The organism is Roseovarius sp. MBR-78, assembly GCF_040547535.1.
Taxonomy (GTDB): domain Bacteria; phylum Pseudomonadota; class Alphaproteobacteria; order Rhodobacterales; family Rhodobacteraceae; genus Roseovarius.
The window spans coordinates 62144-82908 of the sequence record NZ_JBEPPX010000001.1; the positions used below are offsets into that span (position 1 = coordinate 62144).

The 20765-nt window shown below is 66.6% G+C and carries 20 protein-coding genes; 14 read left to right on the forward strand and 6 right to left on the reverse strand.

Annotation, left to right across the window (positions count from 1 at the left end; translation table 11 throughout):
- The first annotated feature begins 100 nt into the window (after positions 1-100).
- The 4 genes from ABIE58_RS00335 to ABIE58_RS00350 all read left to right on the forward strand — a co-directional run bounded on the left by ABIE58_RS00335 (position 101) and on the right by ABIE58_RS00350 (position 2869).
- Positions 101-598: a hypothetical protein gene (locus ABIE58_RS00335; RefSeq protein ID WP_354542679.1), complete on the forward strand. Its 498-nt coding sequence runs from the start codon at positions 101-103 to the stop codon at positions 596-598.
- Positions 599-721: 123 nt separating this feature from the next.
- Positions 722-943 (forward strand): hypothetical protein, encoded by a 222-nt coding sequence (locus ABIE58_RS00340; protein WP_354542680.1) that lies wholly within the window; start codon positions 722-724, stop codon positions 941-943.
- 183 nt (positions 944-1126) lie between these two features.
- The gene (locus ABIE58_RS00345) at positions 1127-1354 is read left to right on the forward strand and encodes a DUF1127 domain-containing protein (RefSeq protein WP_354542681.1); all 228 of its coding nucleotides are present in this window, start codon (positions 1127-1129) and stop codon (positions 1352-1354) included.
- Between the two features lie 66 nt (positions 1355-1420).
- Positions 1421-2869 (forward strand): TrkH family potassium uptake protein, encoded by a 1449-nt coding sequence (locus ABIE58_RS00350; RefSeq protein WP_354542682.1) that lies wholly within the window; start codon positions 1421-1423, stop codon positions 2867-2869.
- A 30-nt stretch (positions 2870-2899) separates the two neighbouring features.
- Here the strand turns inward: ABIE58_RS00350 and ABIE58_RS00355 are convergent, their stop codons facing one another.
- Positions 2900-3193: a hypothetical protein gene (locus ABIE58_RS00355; RefSeq protein WP_354542683.1), complete on the reverse strand. Its 294-nt coding sequence runs from the start codon at positions 3191-3193 to the stop codon at positions 2900-2902.
- A gap of 97 nt (positions 3194-3290) precedes the next feature.
- Complete coding sequence (locus ABIE58_RS00360; protein ID WP_354542684.1) at positions 3291-5042, reverse strand: serine protease; 1752 nt, start codon at positions 5040-5042, stop codon at positions 3291-3293.
- A 172-nt stretch (positions 5043-5214) separates the two neighbouring features.
- Here ABIE58_RS00360 and ABIE58_RS00365 point away from each other — a divergent pair, with 172 nt between their 5' ends.
- From ABIE58_RS00365 to glyS, 3 genes are read left to right on the forward strand one after another with little or no spacing between them, the layout of a single operon-like run.
- Positions 5215-6144 (forward strand): glycine--tRNA ligase subunit alpha, encoded by a 930-nt coding sequence (locus tag ABIE58_RS00365; RefSeq protein WP_354542685.1) that lies wholly within the window; start codon positions 5215-5217, stop codon positions 6142-6144.
- Positions 6144-6665 (forward strand): DUF6446 family protein, encoded by a 522-nt coding sequence (locus tag ABIE58_RS00370; RefSeq protein WP_354542686.1) that lies wholly within the window; start codon positions 6144-6146, stop codon positions 6663-6665. The genes ABIE58_RS00365 and ABIE58_RS00370 overlap by 1 nt, the downstream gene beginning before the upstream one ends.
- A gap of 3 nt (positions 6666-6668) precedes the next feature.
- A complete protein-coding gene (gene glyS / locus ABIE58_RS00375; RefSeq protein WP_354542687.1) occupies positions 6669-8927 on the forward strand; it encodes a glycine--tRNA ligase subunit beta in 2259 nt (752 codons plus the stop codon).
- Positions 8928-8946: 19 nt separating this feature from the next.
- Here the strand turns inward: glyS and ABIE58_RS00380 are convergent, their stop codons facing one another.
- Together ABIE58_RS00380 and ABIE58_RS00385 are read right to left on the reverse strand one after the other, a co-directional pair.
- On the reverse strand, positions 8947-10287 hold the full coding sequence (locus tag ABIE58_RS00380; protein ID WP_354542688.1) for an ATP-binding protein: 1341 nt from the start codon (positions 10285-10287) through the stop codon (positions 8947-8949).
- A complete protein-coding gene (locus tag ABIE58_RS00385; protein ID WP_354542689.1) occupies positions 10284-10943 on the reverse strand; it encodes a response regulator transcription factor in 660 nt (219 codons plus the stop codon). Before ABIE58_RS00385 ends, ABIE58_RS00380 begins: the two co-directional genes overlap by 4 nt.
- Before the next feature lie 144 nt (positions 10944-11087).
- Between ABIE58_RS00385 and ABIE58_RS00390 the strand changes: the two genes are divergently transcribed.
- Positions 11088-11414, forward strand: a complete 327-nt coding sequence (locus ABIE58_RS00390) for a PepSY domain-containing protein (RefSeq protein ID WP_354542690.1) — start codon at positions 11088-11090, stop codon at positions 11412-11414.
- A complete protein-coding gene (locus ABIE58_RS00395) occupies positions 11407-12072 on the forward strand; it encodes a cytochrome b/b6 domain-containing protein (protein ID WP_354542691.1) in 666 nt (221 codons plus the stop codon). The genes ABIE58_RS00390 and ABIE58_RS00395 overlap by 8 nt, the downstream gene beginning before the upstream one ends.
- 220 nt (positions 12073-12292) lie before the next feature.
- On the opposite strand, the gene ABIE58_RS00400 is transcribed toward ABIE58_RS00395, so the two are convergent.
- The gene (locus ABIE58_RS00400) at positions 12293-12775 is read right to left on the reverse strand and encodes a VOC family protein (RefSeq protein ID WP_354542692.1); all 483 of its coding nucleotides are present in this window, start codon (positions 12773-12775) and stop codon (positions 12293-12295) included.
- A gap of 279 nt (positions 12776-13054) precedes the next feature.
- Between ABIE58_RS00400 and ABIE58_RS00405 the strand changes: the two genes are divergently transcribed.
- The 4 genes from ABIE58_RS00405 (at position 13055) to ABIE58_RS00420 (ending at position 17136) form a co-directional block, all read left to right on the forward strand.
- Positions 13055-13435 (forward strand): PepSY domain-containing protein, encoded by a 381-nt coding sequence (locus ABIE58_RS00405; protein ID WP_354542693.1) that lies wholly within the window; start codon positions 13055-13057, stop codon positions 13433-13435.
- Between the two features lie 82 nt (positions 13436-13517).
- Positions 13518-13988: a DUF2271 domain-containing protein gene (locus ABIE58_RS00410; RefSeq protein WP_354542694.1), complete on the forward strand. Its 471-nt coding sequence runs from the start codon at positions 13518-13520 to the stop codon at positions 13986-13988.
- A 12-nt stretch (positions 13989-14000) separates the two neighbouring features.
- On the forward strand, positions 14001-16208 hold the full coding sequence (locus ABIE58_RS00415) for a PepSY domain-containing protein (protein WP_354542695.1): 2208 nt from the start codon (positions 14001-14003) through the stop codon (positions 16206-16208).
- Entirely contained in the window at positions 16189-17136 is a 948-nt protein-coding gene (locus ABIE58_RS00420) for an FAD:protein FMN transferase (RefSeq protein ID WP_354542696.1), read from the forward strand. The genes ABIE58_RS00415 and ABIE58_RS00420 overlap by 20 nt, the downstream gene beginning before the upstream one ends.
- 516 nt (positions 17137-17652) lie before the next feature.
- Here ABIE58_RS00420 and ABIE58_RS00425 read toward each other — a convergent pair.
- The gene (locus ABIE58_RS00425; protein WP_354542697.1) at positions 17653-18369 is read right to left on the reverse strand and encodes a response regulator transcription factor; all 717 of its coding nucleotides are present in this window, start codon (positions 18367-18369) and stop codon (positions 17653-17655) included.
- A 75-nt stretch (positions 18370-18444) separates the two neighbouring features.
- Here ABIE58_RS00425 and ABIE58_RS00430 point away from each other — a divergent pair, with 75 nt between their 5' ends.
- On the forward strand, positions 18445-20643 hold the full coding sequence (locus ABIE58_RS00430) for a hybrid sensor histidine kinase/response regulator (RefSeq protein ID WP_354542698.1): 2199 nt from the start codon (positions 18445-18447) through the stop codon (positions 20641-20643).
- Positions 20644-20765: the final 122 nt, after the last annotated feature.

The following is a 20765-nucleotide window of genomic DNA, read 5'->3' on the forward strand; positions in this document are numbered from 1 at the left end:
TCGGTCACCTTTGCTGCATTGCAGCATCATTCGAGTTGGTCACGCGCGTGTCATTCATGCGTGCGATCTTCGGTGTTACCTGACAGAAGGACCAGACAGAATGCTTGCACCCGATTTCCCGCTCAAGCTCTCGGCGGCGGGTATCCGCCTGACCGGATATGTCATCGAAACGCAGTTGCGCGTTGCCCGTGTCTTGACCGAGGCGGGGCTTCAGACCTTGCCGTTTGCCAAGCGCCCGGCGGCGCGCACGGCCCCGGTTGCCGCACCCAAACCGGCGGCGATGCCGCGCAAGGCAGTGCCCGCAGCGCAAGCCGCCCCCGCAAAGCCTGCGTCGAAACCCGAGGCCGTGACGCCCGCGCCGGTGGCAAAAGCCGCGCAAGCCGCCCCCGCGAAGCCCGCGCCCAAGGCTGAGGCTGTCCAGCCCACGCCCAAGCCCGAGGTGGCCAAGCCCGCCCCCGCAGCGCAAGCCGCGCCCAAGCCCGAGGCTGTCAAGCCCGCGCCCAAGGACGAGGCCGCCGCCACTGCGGCCAAGCGTCAGCGCGCGCCCTCGACCCCACCCGCCATGCCGGCCAAGGGTGAGAAAACTCATTCGAAATAATACCTTGCAGGCCGGGATGCGTTTGTCGCAACCCGGCCATTCGGTATTGTCGCTCGTATTCGGCACCGCCGCGCCCTAGGTTCAGGACAGGGAGGGAACACATCACATTCGTGAGGTTTCCAAATGTCGAACACCACCACCAATCTTTCCGAATCACCCCTGCGCGGATTTTTTGCACGGTTCGCGGCGGGGCTTGAGCGCGCTATGGAACGCTCTGCCCGTGTGCGGTCGCGGCGCGCGCAGATCGAGGCGCTCGAAGCCAAATCCGACGCCGAATTGGCCCAGCTCGGCATCGCGCGTGACCAGATCGCCTATCACGTCTTCAAGGATCTGTTCTACGCCTGATCCGCGACGTGATCACGCAAAAGGGCTCGGCGGAGGACTGCGCCGGGCCCTTGCCCATCAGGGCATGCTGCAATGCAGCAACACCTCTCACCGTTATGATCGCAGCCCGCGCAATCCGGGCCGGATCGCATTATATTGCCGCGTGGGGAGGGAACCCGTTCGAGACACGAAAGAGGGGACCCGATGACCGAGACCGACCTGACCATCCAATTCACATCGCCGACATGGCGACGCGATCTTGACCTCTTCATGGCAGAGCACGCGCCGGGGATGAATGCCTACATGCTCACCCGCAACCGTCTGGCAAGCGTGGCGCGGATGCACGCGATGAGCGATGCCGAGCTTGCCGCGATGGGCCTTTGCCGCGCCGATATCCCGGCCTTCGTCTTCGAGGACATCGTGACCGGCTGAACCGACCGCGCGCCGCGCGCGCATGGCGCTTGACACCGTCTCGGCCTGCGGCCAACGGTGCGCCTCATGTTCGATATGCGACCCGTGGGATATCTTGTCGGGCTTATGGTGCTGGCCATGAGCGGCACCATGCTGTTGCCGCTTCTCGTCGATCTCGCCGAGGGGCGGGAGCACTGGACCGTTTTTGCCGAAAGCATGATCGTGACCGGCCTTATCGGCGGGCTGGTGGCGCTGTCGTGCCGCAACGCCATTGGGCAGGGCCTGAGCATTCAGCAGGCCTTTCTTCTGACTACCACGGTCTGGGTGGTGCTGCCGCTCTTTGGGGCGCTGCCGTTCATGCTGGGCGAGACCGGGCTGGGGCTGGTTGATGCGCTGTTCGAATCGATGTCGGGGATGACCACCACCGGCTCCACGGTGATCGCGGGTCTGGATGGGCTGCCCAAGGGGCTGTTGTTGTGGCGTAGCATCCTGCAATGGCTGGGCGGCCTCGGGATCGTCATCGTCGCGCTGGTGTTCCTGCCCGAGATGCGGGTGGGCGGGATGCAGTTCTTTCGCTCCGAGGGGTTCGATACCCTTGGCAAGGCGCTGCCGCGCACCATCGACATTTCCAAGGGCGTGCTCAACGTCTATCTGGTTGTGACGCTGGCCTGCACGTTTGCCTATCTCGCCCTCGGGATGGGGGTGTTCGATGCCACCGCGCACGCGCTCACCACCGTGGCGACGGGCGGCTTCTCGACGCGCGATGCGTCTTTCGGGGCGTATTCGGCGGGGCTGCAATATGCCTGCATTCTGTTCATGATCCTGTCCACGTTGCCCTTCGTGCGGCTGATGCAGGGGATGCAGGGGCAGATGCGCCCGCTCTGGCAGGACAGCCAGGTGCGCACCTATCTGCGCTGGATCGGCTACGCCTCTATTCTGATCGTGGGCTACGAGGTGGCGGTTACCGGTTATATCGACGAGGAGGGCCTGCGCGCGCGGCTCTTCAACATGGTGTCGATCTTTTCCGGCACCGGGTTTGGCGATGGCGACGTGACGGCCTGGGGCAGCTTTCCCTTTGTGATCCTGATCGCGGTGGGCGCGATTGGCGGTTGCACCGGCTCTACCGGCTGCTCGATCAAGATTTTCCGTTATCAGCTCATGTTGCGCGCGCTGGGTCAGCAGGCGCGGCGCATCTTTCACCCCTCCTCGGTGATGGTGCTGCGCCACGAGGGGCGGCGCGTCGAGGATGAGGTGCTGCAATCGGTGATGCTTTTGTTCACCGTCTATATCCTGTCGCTGGGCATCTTCTCGGTAGCGCTGGAACTGACCGGGCTGACGCTGATCGAATCGGTGTCCGGCGCATGGACGGCGATTTTCAACATCGGCCCGGCCTTTGGCCCCAGTGTCGGCGCGACGGGATCGTTGCAGGCTTTTCCCGATGCGGCCAAGGGGCTGATGATCCTCGCCATGCTGATGGGCCGGTTGGAAATCCTTGCCGTCCTGGTGCTGCTATTGCCGCGATTCTGGCGGCCCTGAACGCGGGCCGCCCTCGCGCCGCGCATGCGCTCAATACACGTCGCGCCCGCCACGGGTGGCGATATAGGTCGGGCATTCGGGGCGCGCGGTGTTGATGATGAGATACCACACCACCTCGCCGGGCCGCCCCGTGCGCGAATATTCGCAGCCCGAGGGATGCGTCCACCATTGGCCGGGATGAGTGGCGGGGGGCATGATCTTGCTGGTGCCGCCGCGAATCGCGGTGGTATAGCCGCGATCGGCCTGTTGCGCGGTGGCTGCGGGGGCAATTATGCCGAGCGTGGCGGCAACAAGGCCTGCGGCAAGGATGCGTTGGGGGGTCATGATGCGATCTCCGGCTGTGATTTGCCGGATCATTTCGCCCCGCTGCCACGGCCCCGCCATGCCTTGACCATGGCGAAACCGTGGCGTTTGCCGCGAATTATTTCCAACAGCCGACCAGAACGGTGATCGCGCCCGCGCGGTCGGTCAGCGCCTCGCCCGAGAGATCGGGGCTGGCCGTGGCCGCCTGCGGGGTGACACCGCCCGCCATCAGCACCGTGCGCAGCGCGCCGTTGGTGGCGGCAAAGCTCACGCCCTCGGGCAGGCTGCGGCCTGCGGCCTCGAACGGCACCAGCATTCCCAGCACCGCGCCGCCGCCATCCAGCACCGGCCCGCCCGCGTCGCCCGCCCGCGCCGACAGCGCCAGCCGCTTGAGATGGGTCTCGCCGTCAAGACCTTCGAGCGCCGCAAACTGGCCGAAGGTAACGGTGGGCGCGCCCAGCAATCCCTCGTAGGAATAGCCCGCCACCGCCACGCGCGACAGCAGCGACGGAAGATCGGTGCGGAACTGCGCGACCTGCGCCGGGGCAAGCGCCTCGCGTGGGCGCAGCACGGCCACGCCCAGGCCCGTGTCGACATGGGCGATATCGGCCTCGATCGTCTCGTCCAGGGTGATCCGCGCGCAGCCGCGCACCGCCTCGGCGGTGGTCAGAACCGCCCCGCGCGCATCCACGAAAAAGCCCGAGCGCGACCGGTCGGGGCGGCGCACGTCAAGCCCTGCCACAAGGTCGATGCGCTGGCCGCTCGTCGGGGCGGCAATCGCCTCGAGCGTGCCGGGCAGGGGGGCGAAACTCTTCTCCATCGCCTCCAGAAGGCGGGTGCGGCGCGCCTCGTCGCCCCTGGGCCAGATCAGGGTAAAGCCCTTTATCTCGCGCCCGCGCAGCCACACGCGCGTGTGCGAGACCGTCTCGGCCCCCTCGCCGGTGAGGGTAAAGCCCTCCGCGTCAAGCGCGCGCGGGCCGTTGGGCGGCACGATTTCAAGGGTCTGCATGATGTCGTAAAGCGCGGTCATGGTGGTGCGGTCGCCCGGCTGGCTGATGAGCAGCACCTGCGCGGGCAGATCGCCGGTGGCGAGGTAATGCGCAAACGGTGCCTCGTGGCGATCAAGGGCCACCACGCCAAGCGGCAGGGCGATCTCGATGCCCGCGCGCGTGTCGCGCACGGTCTCGATCCCGAGATCCTCGAGCACGGCGTTATACTGGCGCAGCAGTTCGGCGCGCTGCCGCGTGGTCAGAACACCGGTCGGCTCAAAGCCGTTCTCGCGCTGCCAGCCCGCCATCGCGCCCCGCGTGCCCGGCCCGAAGGCCGCGTCGATCTGGCCGCGATAGAACCCGGCCCATTCCAGGGCGATCTGCAAATCCGCCCGCTCGTCGCGCGAAAGCCGTCTCTCGCTGGCAAGGGCTTCGCCCGGGGTCTCGTAGATGATGGGCTCGGGTTCGGGTTCGGGCTCGGCCTGAGCAAGCCGCTGCGCCCCGGTCTCCGCCGCCTGTGGCTCTTCGGGCACGAACGGCTCTGCCCCGGCAGGCCAGAACCGGCGTCCGTAATCGGAGCTGGGCGCGACATAGCTGTCGCGCGCGATCACCCCCTCGCGGCGATAGACATCGAGCACGCGCGCGGCCTCGGCCTCGGTATAGGGGCCAAGGGCGATGCCATACCAGCCCTGCCCAACCGCGAACCCGTTCACATCGGGCAGGTCACGGGCATATCGCCGCGCGCTGGCCTGCGCCTCGGCAAGGGTCGGCTGGGCCTCGATCTGAACCCAGACCTCGCCCGCGCCTTCGGTGCCCGCCTGGGCAAGCGCCGCAAGCGGCGCGATAAAGAGCATGAAACAAACGGTTGCAACCAAACGCATTCCTGAAGTCCTCGTGACTGCCATGACCCGCTGGGGGGATTAACCCCGTTTGTAACAAAATCCGGCGGCGATGCATCCCTAATCTGCACGCCGCATCGCGCGCGCCAAGGCCGATTGACCGCGCCCCGCCCTCGGCCTAGGTAGGGGCGGCAATTTTCAGGGGGCCTGACGCATGACCGAGAGCACGTTGAAGCCGCGCAGTTTTCAGGAGATCATCCTTCGGCTTCAGGGCTATTGGGCGGCGCGCGGCTGCGCCCTCCTGCAACCCTATGACATGGAGGTGGGCGCGGGCACGTTTCACCCCGCCACCACGCTGCGCTCCTTGGGCACGCGGCCTTGGGCTGCGGCCTATGTGCAGCCCTCGCGCAGGCCCACCGACGGGCGCTATGGCGAGAACCCCAACCGGCTCCAGCATTATTACCAGTTTCAGGTGCTCATCAAACCCTCGCCCCCTGACCTGCAAGAGCTTTACCTCGGCTCGCTGGCGGCCATCGGCATCGACGCCGCGCGCCACGATATCCGCTTTGTCGAGGATGACTGGGAAAGCCCCACGCTCGGGGCCTGGGGCCTTGGCTGGGAGGTCTGGTGCGACGGCATGGAAGTGAGCCAGTTCACCTATTTCCAGCAGGTGGGCGGGCATGACTGCCACCCCGTTTCGGGAGAGCTGACCTATGGGCTGGAGCGGCTGGCGATGTATGTGCTGGGCGTGGATCACGTCATGGACATGCCGTTCAACGACCCCGATGCGCCGATTGCGCTCAAATATGGCGATGTGTTCCGCCAGACCGAGGAGGAATACAGCCGCTGGAATTTCGACGTGGCCGATACAGCCGTTCTGCTGCGGCATTTCGAGGAGGCCGAGGCCGAATGCGCCGCCATTCTGGCGCAGGAGGATATCGACCCCAAGACGGCCAAGCGCATCGTCATGGCGCATCCTGCCTATGACCAGTGCATCAAGGCGAGCCATATCTTCAACCTGCTGGATGCGCGCGGCGTGATTTCTGTGACCGAGCGGCAGGCCTATATCGGCCGGGTGCGGGCGCTGGCAAAGATGTGCGCCGATGCGTTCGTGCAGACCGGCGCGGGGGGGTATGCGGCCTGATGGGCAAGGTTCTCAGCATTGCCATTCTCGTCGTGGCGGCGATTGCCGGGGGGGCGATGTATTACCTCCAGGTCTATCACTTCTATCGCGACGTGCGGCTGGCGGCGCAGGGCGGCGAAGTGGAGATGCGGCTCACGCTGGCAAGCGGCGATGTGATCGACCTGCCCGCGCGCGATTTCGAGGGCATCGACGCCGACAGCTCGCCGATCCGCTTTCGCGCCTGTTTCACCACGCAAGCGCCGCAGGATGCGCCGCTCATGCCCTACCCCGGTGCAGAGCCGCTCACCGCGCCGGGCTGGTTTGAGTGTTTCGACGCCAAGGCCATCGGCGCCGCGCTCGAAGAGGGGCGCGCGCGCGCCTATATGGGCGAGGCCGACATCCAATACGGGATCGACCGGGTGCTGGCCATATATCCCGATGGCCGCGCCTATGCCTGGCACCAGATCAACCGCTGCGGCGAGGTGGTCTTTGACGGCCAGCCCGCCCCCGCCGACTGCCCCGAACCCCCGCAAGGATACTGAACCATGCCCGATCTCCTGATCGAACTCTTCTCCGAGGAAATTCCCGCGCGGATGCAGGCGCGCGCCGCCGAGGATTTGCGCGCGCGCATGACCGATGCGCTGGTCGAGGCGGGGCTGACCTATGCCGGTGCGGCGGCGTTTTCCACGCCCCGGCGGCTGGCGCTGGCGGTAGAGGGGTTGGCCGGGTCATCACCCACCCTGCGCGAGGAACGCAAGGGCCCGCGCGTCGATGCGCCGGAAAAGGCCATCGAGGGGTTTTGCCGTGGTGCGGGCGTGGCGCGCGACGCGCTGGAGGTCCGCGACGAGAAGAAGGGACAGGTTTATTTCGCCACCATCACCCGCCCCGGTCGCGCGGCGGCAGAGATCGTGGCCGAGGATCTGGAAAAGCTGATCCGCAGTTTTCCGTGGCCCAAGTCGATGCGCTGGGGTGCGGGGTCTTTGCGCTGGGTGCGACCACTGCATTCGATCCTGTGCATCCTCACCGACGAGGCAGGCGAGCGCGAGGTGGTGGCGATGGAGGTGGACGGCATCCGCGCGGGCGATACCACGCGCGGCCACCGCTTCATGGCGCCAGAGCCATTCTCGGTCACCTCGTTCGAGGATTACCGGGCAAAGCTCAAGCGCGCGCATGTCGTGCTCGACCCCGCCGAGCGGGCCGAGACGATCCGGCAGGAGGCCGGCAATCAGGCTTTCGCTGCCGGGCTGGAACTGGTCGAGGATCGCGGGCTTCTGGCGGAGGTGGCGGGGCTGGTGGAATGGCCGGTGGTGCTGATGGGCGAGATCGGGGCCGGGTTCCTCGACCTGCCGCCGGAGGTGTTGCAGACCTCCATGCGCGAGCATCAGAAATTCTTCAGCCTGCGCAATCCCAAAACGGGGCGGATCGAGCGCTTTGTGACCGTCGCCAATGTCGAGACCGCCGATCACGGCGCGACCATTCTGGCGGGCAACCAGAAGGTGCTGGCGGCGCGGCTGTCGGATGCGAAATTCTTTTGGGAGAATGACCTGCGCACGGTGCGCGAGCGGGGCCTTGACGGCATGGCGGCGGGGCTGGCCTCTGTCACCTTCCACAATAAACTGGGATCACAGGCCGACCGCGTGGCGCGCATCGCCGCGCTCGCGCGCGAGATCGCGCCGCTGGTGGGGGCGGATGCGGGCCTTGCCGAGCAGGCCGCGCGCGTGGCCAAGGCCGATCTGCAATCGGAAATGGTGAGGGAATTCCCCGAATTACAAGGGCTTATGGGGCGGTATTATGCGCAGGCCGCCGGCCTGTCCACGGAGGTCGCCGCCGCCTGCGAAGAGCATTATTCGCCGTTGGGGCCCTCCGATGCGGTGCCCTCTGCGCCGGTCTCGGTCGCGGTGGCACTCGCCGACAAGATCGACACATTGTGCGGGTTCTGGGCGATTGACGAGAAGCCCACGGGGAGCAAAGACCCCTATGCGTTAAGGCGGGCGGCCTTGGGGGTGATCCGGATCGTGACGGATGGCACCCTGCGCTTGCCGCTCGACCGCTTCATTGACGCCCAGCTTCTGCGCCAGAAGATTGCCCTGAACCGGGACGGTGCCACAGATGGTGAGATCGACACGCTGGAGGAAATCCTAGAAGAAATCGCCGATCACGGCGTATTTGGCGCGGCTTTCCAGGCCGTGCTCGACCGGTTGCAGACGCGCGAAGAGCCCCCCGCGACCGGCGATGACAGCCTGATCCGCAAGGTTGGCGATGCGCTGCCCGATCTGAGCGATGACCTCCTCGCCTTCCTCCACGACCGCCTCAAGGTCCACTTGCGCGAGGACGGCATCCGCCATGACGTGATCGACGCTTGCCTTGCGATGGCGGGCAGTGACGATCTGACGCTGCTGGTCCACCGCGCCCGCGCCCTCGGGGATTTCTTGAAAACCGAGGAGGGCGGCAACCTGTTGCAGGGCTTCAAGCGTGCCAACAACATTCTGACACAGGCCGAGCAAAAGGATGGCGTCGAATATTCCTACGGCGCGGATGTGAAATTCGCCGAGACGGACGAGGAACGCGCGCTCTTTGCCGCGCTCGATACCGCCGAGCCGCAGATCGCCGAGGCGCTCAAGGCGGAGGATTTCGCCGGGGCGATGCAGGCGATGGCGGCGCTGCGTGCCCCCATTGATGCGTTTTTCGAGGCGGTGCAGGTCAATGCCGAGAACGCGGTGATCCGCCGCAACCGTCTCAACCTGCTGTCGCGCATCCGCCACGTCTGCCTGCAAGCCGCCGATCTGACCCGCGTCGAGGGCTGAGACCGGCCTTTGCCCCGGATCACGTATCGGCGGGGGCTGTCGGCAGGCTGACAGAGGCCTGAAAGCCCGACGCTTGCCCCGGACGCGGCGATTGCAGGATGAGCGCGCCGCCGATCCGCTCTGCGATGGCGGCGACAATGGCAAGGCCCAGCCCGCTGCCATCGCTGCCCGCACTTGCCCGCTCGAACCGCGCGGTCAGCCGCGCAAGCGTGTCGCGCGGCAGAACGGGGCCGTCATTGGCCACGATCAGTTGCCCCTCTGCCGTCAGGGTCACATCGACTGTGCCCTCCTGCGCCCCGTGGCGCAGCGCGTTTTCGACAAGGTTGCGGCACAGGATCGCAAAGGCATCGGGGTCGAGATCCGACATCACCGGCCTCTCGGGCAGGTGCAGCGCGATGCGCCCCGCCGCCCCCGCGCGCGCGATATCCTCGATCACGACCCGCGCCACGGCCCTCAGGTCGGCGGCGTGCTCCAGGCGCAGCCGGCCGCCCTCGGCGCGGGCAAGCTGCATAAGGCGTTCCGATAGCCGGGTGAGGCGCTTCAACGTCGCCTCGATCTCTGCGGCGCGCGCCTGCGTGGCCGCGTCCTGCGTCTCGGCCCGCAGGCGCTGCGCCTGCGCGATGGCCCCGGCGAGCGGCGTGCGAAGCTCATGCGCGGCATTGGCGGCAAAGCTGCGCTCGGCCTCGAAGGCGTCGCGCAGCCGGGCCAGCAGGCTGTTGAGGGTCGCGGCCAGCGGGGCAATCTCGGTGGGCAGATCGCCCGCGGGCACCTCCGAGAGGTCACGCGCGCCGCGCGCCTCAAGCCGCATACGAAACCGGCGCAGCGGATCGAGGCTGAAGCGGACGGCGAGGATGATCGCCGCAAGGGCCACCGGCAGCACGATCAACAGCGGCAGGCCAAGCCCCATGCCGATCTCGCGCGCGACCGCGGCGCGATGCGCCAGCGGTTCGGCCACGGTGATGCGGATCGTGTCTTGCAGCGCCGCGTCGCTATAGAATCGGTGGGTCGCGGTCTGACGAAACCCCGGCCCCTCCCAGGGCGGGAACTGGCCCGGATCGGCAGCGTGGGATTGCAGCAGGATGCGCCCCTCGGCATCGCGCACCAGATAGGTGAAGAACTCGTCATGCGCGCGGATCGGGGCAAGCCGCTGCGTCACGCCCTGATCCTCGCGCCCGACGATATCGGTGACGGCCAGCGGCAGGATACGCTCGGCGGTCTCTCGCAAGGCGCTATCAAACACCTCGTCCATCTCGCCGCGCACAATGAGGCCCGTCACGGTCGCGGCCAAGAGCCACAAGACGGTCAGCACCAGCCCGACCGACAGCCCAAGCCGCGCCCGAAGGCTGCGCGCCCATCTCATGGCCTGCCCAGCCGGTAGCCCATGCCGCGCTCTGTCTCGATCACCCGTGCGCCCAGCTTCTTGCGCAGGCGGCTGACATGCACCTCGATGGTGTTGCTCTCCACCTCGGTGTCGAAAGCGTATAGCTTTTCCTCCAGTTGCGCCTTGGACAAAAGCTGACCGGGGCGCGCAAGGAACGCCTCGAAGAGCGCCCATTCGCGCGCGGTGAGCGGCACCGGCTTGCCGTCCTTGTGGATGCTGCGCGCGGCCAGGTCGATATCGAGCGGGCCGTGGCTGAGGATCGGGTTGGGGTTGCCGGAGTAGCGCCGCGCGACAGAGCCGATGCGCGCCGACAATTCCGACAGGTCGAACGGCTTCACGAGGTAATCATCGGCGCCCGCGTTCAGCCCCTCGATCCGGTCCGATACCTGGTCGAGTGCCGTGAGGATGATGACCGGCGTGACATCCCCGCGCGCGCGCAGGCCCTTGAGGAAGGTAATGCCGCGCCCGTCGGGTAGCATCAGGTCGAGCAGCACCAGATCATAGGCCGCGCTGCGCACCGCCTCATGCGCCGCATCGAGCCGCGTGACCCAATCCACTGATTGCCCGTCGCCCGCGATCTGGTCGCGCACGGCGGCGCCAAGGGGGATGTCGTCCTCGATCAACAGGATGCGCATGGTGGTTCCGTTCCTTTCGCGATGGCCCGTCATGATCCGCCCGACTGACGCAAAGCTGACGCCACGCGCGACCGGCCTTCAGGCTACCGTCAGCTTTGCCGCGCATATACCGCATCAAGAGGCGTGCCACGAGGAGTTTGGCCCATGAAGAAGACAGCGACAATTCTCGGCTTTCTCGCGGTGTTTCCCGCATGCGCGGCGCAGGCGAGCGATGATTGCTTCGTGCCGATGGCCGATTGGCAGCCGCGCGATGCCGTGGCCCGGCTGGCCGAGGAAAATGGCTGGACGGTGCGTCGCATCAAGATCGACGACGGCTGCTACGAGATCGACGGGCGCGACGGCGCGGGCCGCCGGATCGAGGTGACGGTGCATCCCGCCACGCTCAAGGTGATCGAGATCGAATACGAGGATGAGGACGAAGACCGGCGCGAACAGGATCGGAAAAAGGACAAGGAAAACAAGGATGACTGACCGGATGAGCGATGCGGGGCTGACCACCTACACCCCCGCGCCCGACAAGCTGCGGGTCTGGGATCCGCTGGTGCGGGTGTTTCACTGGGGCCTTGTCGCGGCCTTCACGGTGGCCTGGCTCAGCGCCGAGGAGCTGTCCACCCTCCACGAGATCGCGGGCTACGTGGTCGCGGGGCTGGTCGCGTTCCGCATCATATGGGGCCTTATTGGCAGCCGCTATGCGCGCTTTGCCCAGTTTCTCAAGGGGCCGCGCGCCACGATTGCCTATATCGGCGACATGCTGCGCGGTCGCGAGCGGCGCTATCTCGGGCACAACCCGGCAGGGGCCGCGATGGTCCTCGCGTTGCTCCTGAGCCTGTCGGGCACGGCACTCACCGGCTGGCTGATAGAAGAGCCGGGCCGCGTGGCGATGCTGCCCGACCTGCCGCAGGTCGTGGCCCCGGCCTGGGCCGATGGGGACGGCGGATATGGCGAAAATGGCGAGAGGGGCGAAGAGGCCCTCGAAGAGCTGCACGAGGTCTTTGCCAACCTGATGCTGCTGCTGGTCGCGCTGCATGTCGGCGGGGTCGTGCTGGCCTCCGTGCGGCACCGCGAAAACCTCGCCCTCGCCATGGTCACCGGCGACAAACGCGCCCCCGCGCCCGGCGACATCGCCTGACCGCTCCCCCCGTCGGTCACACCTGGCCCCGCCCTCCCCGGCGGGGCCTTTCTCATGTGGACGACCGTCAAGCCTGACCGTTGATGTCGCGGGGGCGACATCCGCCTTTCAATGGCGGCTACGAGCCCAGACACCCGAGTTTCAGCAGCGCAGCCAATGACCGCTTTTGAAACGCCGCTGCGGCGGAACGCATTTCCGATAAACAGGAATAACAATACGCTCAGTTGGATTCTGCGCCGTATCGCGCTCTCAGTTTTTGTTCATCTTCCGGCTCCACGGGACGTGTTCTAAGGCTTTGAGCAAAGCGAACCACGTAGCCGTCCGGGTCTGAGATCAAAAACTGGCGGCGCGTATCCATGCAATCGGTCTTCCAAATTTCATCTTCGTAGATTTCGATGAGGGGTTTTGCTCCCCGCGACCGGACACTCTTATAGAGAGAGTCCACGTCAGGCACCATGAATTGGAGGTTCATCCCTCGCCCAAAGGGATGTGCCATGTCTTCGGGAAGCCAAGGCGCCCAATTTCCATCAAGCTTCCAATGGGCAATCATGATCTGCGCGCCATAGAGCGCGAGATAGGCGTGAGGATCGCTACCCCGTTGCTGTGCAACATCAAAGCCAAGTATGGCGGTGTAGAAGTTCATCGACACGTCAAAATCCGAGCACCAGAGTTCCGGAACGAGCGGGTTAATCTGAAAGGTCATAAGGGTCTCCAACAGATGATCCGATCAGCTAGCGCCTCAAATTTGGTCGAGGTCAAGAAAAGCGTCTCTCGGAAAGCGGACACTTACCTCATCACAGACAACGGCAGAAAGGTCCGCACAGCCGTCCTTGATCCGACATCGCAGCTCATATGATCAACGCCCTCCAAAATGGTATTTTCTTCTGTCTGACGGCAAGCTGACGAAGGAAACGCAGCCGCGTCAGGAAGCCCTCAGGTCGGGCCGTCATAGTGACCTTGCAGATGAAAAGGAGACCCTGCGATGAAAAAGACCCTGACCGCCCTTTCCCTTCCCGCCCTGCTGCCTGCCGGTATGGCGCTTGCAAGCGACGATGATTGCTCTGCGCCGCGTGACACGTGGCAGCCGCGCGAGGCCGCGATGCGGGTGGCCGAAGAAAACGGCTGGACCGCGCGCAAGTTCAAGATCGACGACGGTTGTTATGAAATGAAGGGCCGCGACAGCGCGGGCCGCGAGATCGAGGTGAAGCTCGATCCCGCGACGCTGACAACGGTCGAGGTGGAATACGATGACGACGAGGACGAGCGCGGCAATGCCCGCAATCCCGCGCCTGCGGGCAGCGTAGCCCCGCCGCAAAACGGCCTTTTCGGCGGCGGGGCCGCGCCCAAGGCCAAGGTGAATTGAGCCATGCCGCGCTGCGGCGGAAACCGCCCTGCGGCGCGTTCAACTCCCTGATCCAATGCATCACACCCGGAGACACCACCCAATGAAATCGCTTCTTGCCACACTCGCGCTCAGCACCGCGCTCACCGCTCCCGGCCTTGCCAGCGCACGGCCCGTGACGCTCACCACGACGCTCAACACTTACGGCGGCGACGGGGCCTATCTCGCGCTTTACGTCACCGATGCCTCGGGGGCCTATGTCGGCAGCCTCTGGATGGCCGGGGGCAAGTCGAAATATTACAAGCATCTGACCGATTGGTATCGCGCCACGAGCGGCGATACGGGCCAGGTGAACGGCATTACTGGCGCCAGTGTCGGCGCGGGCCGCAGCCTGGAGATCACGCTCGATCTGGCCGATGCGCTCTTTGATGCGGGCTATACGCTGCATATCGACGCCGCCGTGGAGGATATGCGCGACAGCCCCAACGAGGTGGCGGTGCCGCTGACGACGGCAGGCGCGGGCGCGCCGGTGCGCGGGCGGCGCTACATCGCCAATTTCACCTACGATATGTGAGGGGGCGGGGCCATGATCCGTGCATTCCATCGCTGGCCGGGTCTTGTGGCCCTGGTGCTTCTGACCATCCTGTCGCTCAGCGGCGCGGCGCTGTCGGTCTTTCCGGCGGTGGAGCGTCTCGGCGCGCCGCAGGCCGAGGCGGGCCTGAGCGTCGCCACCCTCGCCGAGCGTATCGAGACGGCCTATCCCGGCGTCGAGCAGATCCGCCGCGCACCTTCGGGGCGGATCACCGCCTACTGGTTCGACGAGGGCAGGCCGGGGGCCGCCGTGATCGACCCCGCCACCGGGCAGGGCGTGGCCTCGGCTGACCCCAACCAGGTCCAACGCTGGCTCACCAACCTGCATCGCTCGCTGTTTCTTGGCGACGGGGGGCGGATCGCGATGGCCGCAGGGGCGGCGGCGATGCTGGTGCTGGCGCTTTCGGGCGCTGTGCTGGTGGCGCGGCGGGCGGGGGGCTGGCGGCGCTGGTTCGCGCGCCTGCGCGGGCCGCTGGCCGGGCGCGTGCATGTCGAGATTGCCCGCATCGCGGTGCTTGGCCTTCTGCTGTCCTCGGCCACGGCGCTGTGGATGACCGGCTCGACTTTTGATCTGCTGCTTGATGGCGATAGCACACCGGCCTTTCCGACCGAGGTGAGCGGCGAAATGGGGGTTTCCCTCGCGCGCATGGCGACCCTGCGCGAAACCCCCGTGGCCGAATTGCGCGCGCTCAGCTTTCCCTATCAGGGCGATGCGACGGATGTGTTCACGCTCACCACCGACCGGGGCACCGGGTATCTCGATCAGGGCAATGGCGCGCTTCTGGCCTGGGCCGATCTGAGCGGGTGGGAGCAGGTATCGGAAACCATCTACATGCTGCATACCGGGCAGGGGGCGACCCTGCTGGGGCTGATCCTTGGCGTGATGGCGTTGGGCGTGCCCGCGATGGGCGCGACCGGCGTTCTGATTTGGCTTGCCGGGCGGCGCGGGCGGCCGCGTATCCGGGGCAATCAGCCTGCGGGGCGCGCCGAAACCATCGTGCTGGTGGGCAGCGAGGGCGGCAGCACATGGGGCTTTGCCGCGACGCTGCACGCGGCGCTGACGGGTGCCGGGCAGAGCGTTCATGTCGGCCCGATGTCGGGATTTGCGCCAGGGCGCTACGCGAGCGCCCGCCGGATCATCGTGCTCGCCGCGACCTATGGCGATGGCGCGGCCCCGGCCTCGGCCAAGGGGTTTCTGGACCGGCTGAACGACGCCGACTGCACGCCGGAGGTGCCGTTCGCCGTTCTGGGCTTCGGCGATCGCAACTTTCCGGCCTATTGCGCCTTTGCCAAGGCGGTCGCGGCGGGGGCAGAGGCCAAGGGCTGGGCCGAACTGGTGCCGCCGGGCACCATCGACCGCCAGTCGCCGCAGGATTTCGCCCGCTGGGGCCGCGCGCTCGGGCAGGCGATGGGGGTCGCGCTTGAGCTGTCGCACCAGCCGGTGTTGCCGAAGACCGAGGCGCTGACCCTCGTGTCGCGCCGCGACTATGGTGCCGAGGTGCAGGCCCCCACCGCGATCCTGCGCTTCGCGCTCCCGCGCGCGACGCTCTGGCAGCGGTTGAGCGGCGCGGGCTTTGTCCGCTTTGATGCGGGCGATCTGATCGGCATCCTGCCCGAGGGCAGCGCCGTGGCGCGGTTCTACTCGCTCGCCTCTGCGCGGCGCGACGGGTTCATCGAGATCGTGGTGAAAAAGCACCCCGGCGGCTTGTGCTCGGGGCAGCTCACGGCGCTGGAGCCGGGCGATACGGTCACCGCCTTCCTGCGCCGCAATCCCGGTTTTCAGCCAGGCCGGGGCCGCGCACCGCTGATCCTGATCGGGGCGGGCACCGGCATCGGGCCGCTGGCGGGGTTCATTCGCGGCAATGCGCGGGGGCGGCCCGTGCACCTCTTCTTCGGGATGCGCCATGCTGGCAGCGATTTCTTCTATGGCGAGGAGATGGGTGGCTGGCAGGCAGAGGGCCGCCTGACCCGTCTGGTCACGGCCACCTCAAGGGGCGCGCGGCCGCATTACGTGCAGGATGCGCTGCGCAATGAGGCCGCGCAACTGGCCCACCTGATCCGCGAGGGCGCGCGGGTGATGGTCTGCGGCGGGCGCGGCATGGCCACCGGCGTGGCCGAGGCGCTGGCCGAAATCCTGGAACCCTCCGGGCTGACGCCCGCGATGCTGAAGGCGGAGGGGCGGTATGTCGAAGATGTCTACTGAGCAGGAGCGTATCGCGCTGAACGGTCCGACCATGGGCACGCGCTGGTCCGCGCTGTTCTTCGCAGACCCCGGCTTTGACCCGGCCCCGATCCGCGCGGCGTTGCAGGCCGCCGTCGCCGAGGTGGATGCGCAGATGTCCACCTGGAACGCGGGTAGCGAGTTGATGCGCCTCAACGCGGCCCCGGTGGGCGCATGGCTGGCGGTGCCCGCGCATCTGGAGGCGGTGCTGCGGCTTGGCCTCGGGATCGGGCGTGCGTCGAACGGGGCGTTCGATATCGGCATGGGGGACGCGGTGACGGCCTGGGGCTTCGGGCCACAGGACGCTGCCTCCGAGGGCATTCGCGCCGCGATGGCTGCCCCGCGCCGTCCGGCGCATGAGGTGCTGGAGGTCGCCGGGTGCCTGGTGCGCAAATCCGCCCCCATCGCGCTTGACCTGAACGGCATCGCCAAGGGCTATGGCGTGGACCGGCTGGCCGAGACTTTGCGCGATCATGGGATTATCGACGCCCTCGTCGGCATCGACGGCGAGATGCGCGCGCTCGGGCTGCGCCCTGACGGGCAGGCCTGGACCATCGCCGTCGAGGCCCCCGACACCGACCGCCGCACCCCCCATTCCGTCCTCGCACTGGAAAATGCCGCCGTGGCAACCTCGGGCGATTATCGCCACTGGGTCGAGGTGAAGGGCCGCCGCCTGTCGCACACCATGGCACCGGGGCGCGGCGCGCCGCTGATCGCCTCGCCCGCCTCGGTCACCGTGGTGGCCCCAACCTGCGCCGAGGCCGATGCCTGGGCCACCGCGCTCATGGTGCTTGGGCGGGATCAGGGCGCGGCGCTGGCAAGACAGCGGGGGCTTCACGCGCTCTTCATCGAGCGCGCGGGCGGCGGGCTTTGCGAGACCGGCGTGGGGCGGCTCTTCAAGACCGGCTAGTGGCCGGCACATGATACGGAGTAGGTAGTGCTGTGCGGGGGAACGCTTGTGGCCTGGAGCGGGCGTTCAAGGCTTGGCCCCGGCGCGGAATCGAGGCGTGCTTGCACGCCGCCGCGCAGCGCCCGTCCGCCCCCTCGGGCGGGCGCTTTTGCGACGGTGCAGTTTCTTGATAACACAGCAGTATTTGGCGGGCATAAACTGCCAGTCAAACCCGTTGCAGCGCCCACCCGGCGGACGGGCACCGCGCGGCTCATCGCGTCAGATCGAATGTCCCCTTCAGACCATGATCTTTCCCCTTGTTCACCAGCGGGCATCTTGTGGCTGGCGGCGAACACTAACTTATTGATTTCGCATGTTCGAGGAGCTTGAAACCGGTTCCCACTTTTAAGCAACATGCTTTGAACGGCGGTCCGTTCCTCGGGCGCATCGAACAGGTCGCGGATGCCGCCGAGAAACCGGCCCATATCCTTGCGGCGGTGGTGTCAAAGAAGCGGCCTCGCGCGCGTCGCGCCTCGATCACTCTGCGCACACCTCTGCCGCGAGGCTGTATCCCGCGCCATGCACGGTTCGGATCAGGGAGTCCGCGCCGCTTGGCACCGTGATCTTCTTGCGCAGCCGGGCGATATGGGCGTCGATGGCGCGATCGGTCACGGTGATGGCGTGGCCATAGATCGTCTGCATGATCTGCTCGCGGGTGACAACGGTTCCGGCATGTTCGGCCAGCACCTTGAGAAGGTTGAATTCCATCCCGGTCAGTGCCACCTGCCGTGCTTGCTGGTCCGAAAGCCGCCGATGGGGCAGATCAAGCACAAAGCCCATGAACCGCAACGTGCGCACCTCGGGCAACGCCTCATGCGGCACCCCCATCGCCTTGGACCGGCGCAGCACCGACCGTATGCGCGCCAGCAATTCGCGCGGCTCGAACGGTTTGGAGACATAATCATCCGCGCCCAGTTCCAGCCCGATGATCTTGTCGAACACATCCTCGCGTGCGGTCAGCAGGATGATCGGCAGGCGCGACGAGCGGCGCAATTCGCGCGTCACCTCGAACCCGTCGATATCGGGCAGGCCCACGTCGAGCAGCACGAGGTCAAACTCGGCATGTTCCATCGCCAGCCCCATGCGGGTGGCAGAGCCCACGCAATGCACGTCAAAGCCCTGCTTGGTCAGGAAACGATCCAGGAATCCCGTCATCTGACGGTCGTCATCGACGACAAGTATCCGCTCGGCCATCTGACCTATCCTTGCACAAATCCTTGCCAGCGCATGGCAACGGCGCGAGTGTAGCACGACGCTGAAAGGGCCAGTATGACCTCGATCAAACGCACCTACAAACTGGCCGCTGCGGCCGCGCTTCTGGTGGCGGTGACGGTCGTGACCGGCCTTTACCTTGGCGCGCAGACCCGCGCGCAATTCACCGACATCGCCGAAAGCTGGACGGATTACGCCGAAGACCCCGAGAAAAAGGGCGTCTGGATCAGCTCCTTGCGCGGCTATCTCGGCTATGGCGGGATCATCCACAATTTCAAGAATTACGTGATCCGCAAGGATGATGCCTATCGCGCGCGGATGGTGGATCAACTCACGCAGTTCGACGCGGTCATGGCCAGCTATCTGGCAGAGCCCTTACCCGAGGCCGAGCGCCGCGCGCTGGAGACGATCAAGGCCACCATCGACGAGTATCGCGCGCGGGTCGAGATTGCCGAGCGCGCGGTCAACGGCAACTGGCCCGCCGAGCGCACCGACCGGCTGGTCAAGGTCGACGATACCGAGGCGATTTTGGCGCTGCGCAACCTCGAAATGCTGTGGATGGACAGCCGCGCGCGCAGCACCGAGCGGATCATCGCGGCGGTGATGCGGGGCGAGACGCTGATCGGCTACGGCTTTTTGGCGATGGTGTTGCTGGTCGCGGCGGCGCTGAGCATCGCCATTCTGATCGCCCTTTTGATCCGCGACATGCGCGCCAGCAATGCGCGGCTCAGCGAGGAGTTGGAGCGTCGCCGCGCGCTGCAACGCTCCGAGCAGCGGTTGGCACAGGCGGTGGAACAAAGCCCGGCGACGATCCTCATCACCGACACGGCAGGGCGCATTCAATATGCCAACCGTCGGTTCGAAGAGCTGTCGGGATGGTCACGCGCAGAGATCATCGGCGAGACGCCGAGGTTTCTGCAATCGGGAGAGGTGCCGCGCGAGACCTATGCCGATCTGCGCGCCACGCTGGAGCGGGGCGAGGTCTGGCGCGGGGTGTTGCGCAACCTCGACCGCGAAGGCGGCAGTTACTGGGTCGATACCACCATCCTGCCCCTGCGCGCAGAGGATGGCAGCATCCACGGCTATCTTGGCATGGGCGAGGATATCACCGAGAAACGGCAGGCCCGCGAACAGGTGGTGCGCGCGCAGAAAATCGAGGCGGTGGGCCTGCTCGCGGGGGGTATCGCGCATGATTTCAACAATCTTCTGACGGCGATCCTTGGTTCCGTCCATCTGGCCGCGCTCGATGCCCGCCCCGGCAGCGATCTGGCGCAAGAGGTGGAACAGATCGACATCGCCGCTAGGCGCGCGCAAGCCTTGGTGCGCCAGCTTCTGGGGTTTGCCCGCCGCGAGCCGGGCACGCCCGAGCCGACCGATCTTTGCGCCGCGATCACCGAGGCAAGCCGCTTGATGCGCGCCGCCATCCCGCCCACGATCCGCATCGAGGGCGCGCGCGATTGCACGCCCGTCAACGTGCTGGCCGATCCGACCCATCTGCACCAGATCCTGATGAACCTGACCGCCAATGCCGCCGAGGCGATTGGCGATGCAGACGGCCATATCGGCATCACCGCGTGCGCCCTTGAGGACACCCCCAAAGGCCTGCCCGCGCGCGCCGATGGCTGGGTTGAGATGACCGTGACAGATGACGGGCCGGGCATGTCCGAGGACACGGCGGCGCGTATTTTCGATGCCTTCTACACCACCAAGCCGCTGGGCAAGGGCACCGGGCTGGGCCTGTCGGTGGTGCAGGGGCTGGTGCAGGACATGGGCGGGCGCATCACGGTGGAGAGTGCGCCGGGCACGGGCACGCGGTTTCAGATCGTCTTGCCCGGTGCCGCCGAGGCCGCGTGTGCCGCCCCCGCGGCCCCCGCTCCCGGTCGTGGGCACGAGACGCTGATGATCGTCGATGACCAGACCGAAGTGGCGGCGACGCTGCGCCGGGCCCTCATGCGGATGGGCTATCAGGTCGAGGCCTATACCTCGCCGCGCATCGCGCTGGAGCGGTTCACAAAGGCCCCCGCCCGCCACCGGCTGCTGATATCGGATGTGGTCATGCCCGAGATGAACGGCATCGAGATGACCCGCGCCATGCGCGCCCTTCGCCCTGATCTGCCGGTGATCCTGTGCACCGGGTTCAACCCTACCGGGGTGGCCCTTTCGGGCGGGCCGACGGAGGTTTTGGCCAAGCCGCTCGACCCGGTGGAGCTTGCGCGCCATGTGCGCCGGATGCTGGACGCGCGCGCGGCGGCCTGACCCTGCCCGTCACATTTCGTCACACCTTTTCGCATTCCGTCACACCGCCCGCAACAACCGTGCGCGCGGTCGCGCCTAACCTCGGGTCAAAGCCGAGCGCGTCTCTTGGCCGTTTCAAACGG

Bases quoted from the DNA above. Each gene is read 5' to 3' on its own strand.
- ABIE58_RS00335 (WP_354542679.1), top strand. From the start codon at position 101: ATGCTTGCACCCGATTTCCCGCTCAAGCTCTCGGCGGCGGGTATCCGC.
- ABIE58_RS00340 (WP_354542680.1), top strand. From the start codon at position 722: ATGTCGAACACCACCACCAATCTTTCCGAATCACCCCTGCGCGGATTT.
- ABIE58_RS00345 (WP_354542681.1), top strand. From the start codon at position 1,127: ATGACCGAGACCGACCTGACCATCCAATTCACATCGCCGACATGGCGA.
- ABIE58_RS00350 (WP_354542682.1), top strand. From the start codon at position 1,421: ATGTTCGATATGCGACCCGTGGGATATCTTGTCGGGCTTATGGTGCTG.
- ABIE58_RS00355 (WP_354542683.1), bottom strand. From the start codon at position 3,193: ATGACCCCCCAACGCATCCTTGCCGCAGGCCTTGTTGCCGCCACGCTC.
- ABIE58_RS00360 (WP_354542684.1), bottom strand. From the start codon at position 5,042: ATGCGTTTGGTTGCAACCGTTTGTTTCATGCTCTTTATCGCGCCGCTT.
- ABIE58_RS00365 (WP_354542685.1), top strand. From the start codon at position 5,215: ATGACCGAGAGCACGTTGAAGCCGCGCAGTTTTCAGGAGATCATCCTT.
- ABIE58_RS00370 (WP_354542686.1), top strand. From the start codon at position 6,144: ATGGGCAAGGTTCTCAGCATTGCCATTCTCGTCGTGGCGGCGATTGCC.
- glyS (WP_354542687.1), top strand. From the start codon at position 6,669: ATGCCCGATCTCCTGATCGAACTCTTCTCCGAGGAAATTCCCGCGCGG.
- ABIE58_RS00380 (WP_354542688.1), bottom strand. From the start codon at position 10,287: ATGAGATGGGCGCGCAGCCTTCGGGCGCGGCTTGGGCTGTCGGTCGGG.
- ABIE58_RS00385 (WP_354542689.1), bottom strand. From the start codon at position 10,943: ATGCGCATCCTGTTGATCGAGGACGACATCCCCCTTGGCGCCGCCGTG.
- ABIE58_RS00390 (WP_354542690.1), top strand. From the start codon at position 11,088: ATGAAGAAGACAGCGACAATTCTCGGCTTTCTCGCGGTGTTTCCCGCA.
- ABIE58_RS00395 (WP_354542691.1), top strand. From the start codon at position 11,407: ATGACTGACCGGATGAGCGATGCGGGGCTGACCACCTACACCCCCGCG.
- ABIE58_RS00400 (WP_354542692.1), bottom strand. From the start codon at position 12,775: ATGACCTTTCAGATTAACCCGCTCGTTCCGGAACTCTGGTGCTCGGAT.
- ABIE58_RS00405 (WP_354542693.1), top strand. From the start codon at position 13,055: ATGAAAAAGACCCTGACCGCCCTTTCCCTTCCCGCCCTGCTGCCTGCC.
- ABIE58_RS00410 (WP_354542694.1), top strand. From the start codon at position 13,518: ATGAAATCGCTTCTTGCCACACTCGCGCTCAGCACCGCGCTCACCGCT.
- ABIE58_RS00415 (WP_354542695.1), top strand. From the start codon at position 14,001: ATGATCCGTGCATTCCATCGCTGGCCGGGTCTTGTGGCCCTGGTGCTT.
- ABIE58_RS00420 (WP_354542696.1), top strand. From the start codon at position 16,189: ATGTCGAAGATGTCTACTGAGCAGGAGCGTATCGCGCTGAACGGTCCG.
- ABIE58_RS00425 (WP_354542697.1), bottom strand. From the start codon at position 18,369: ATGGCCGAGCGGATACTTGTCGTCGATGACGACCGTCAGATGACGGGA.
- ABIE58_RS00430 (WP_354542698.1), top strand. From the start codon at position 18,445: ATGACCTCGATCAAACGCACCTACAAACTGGCCGCTGCGGCCGCGCTT.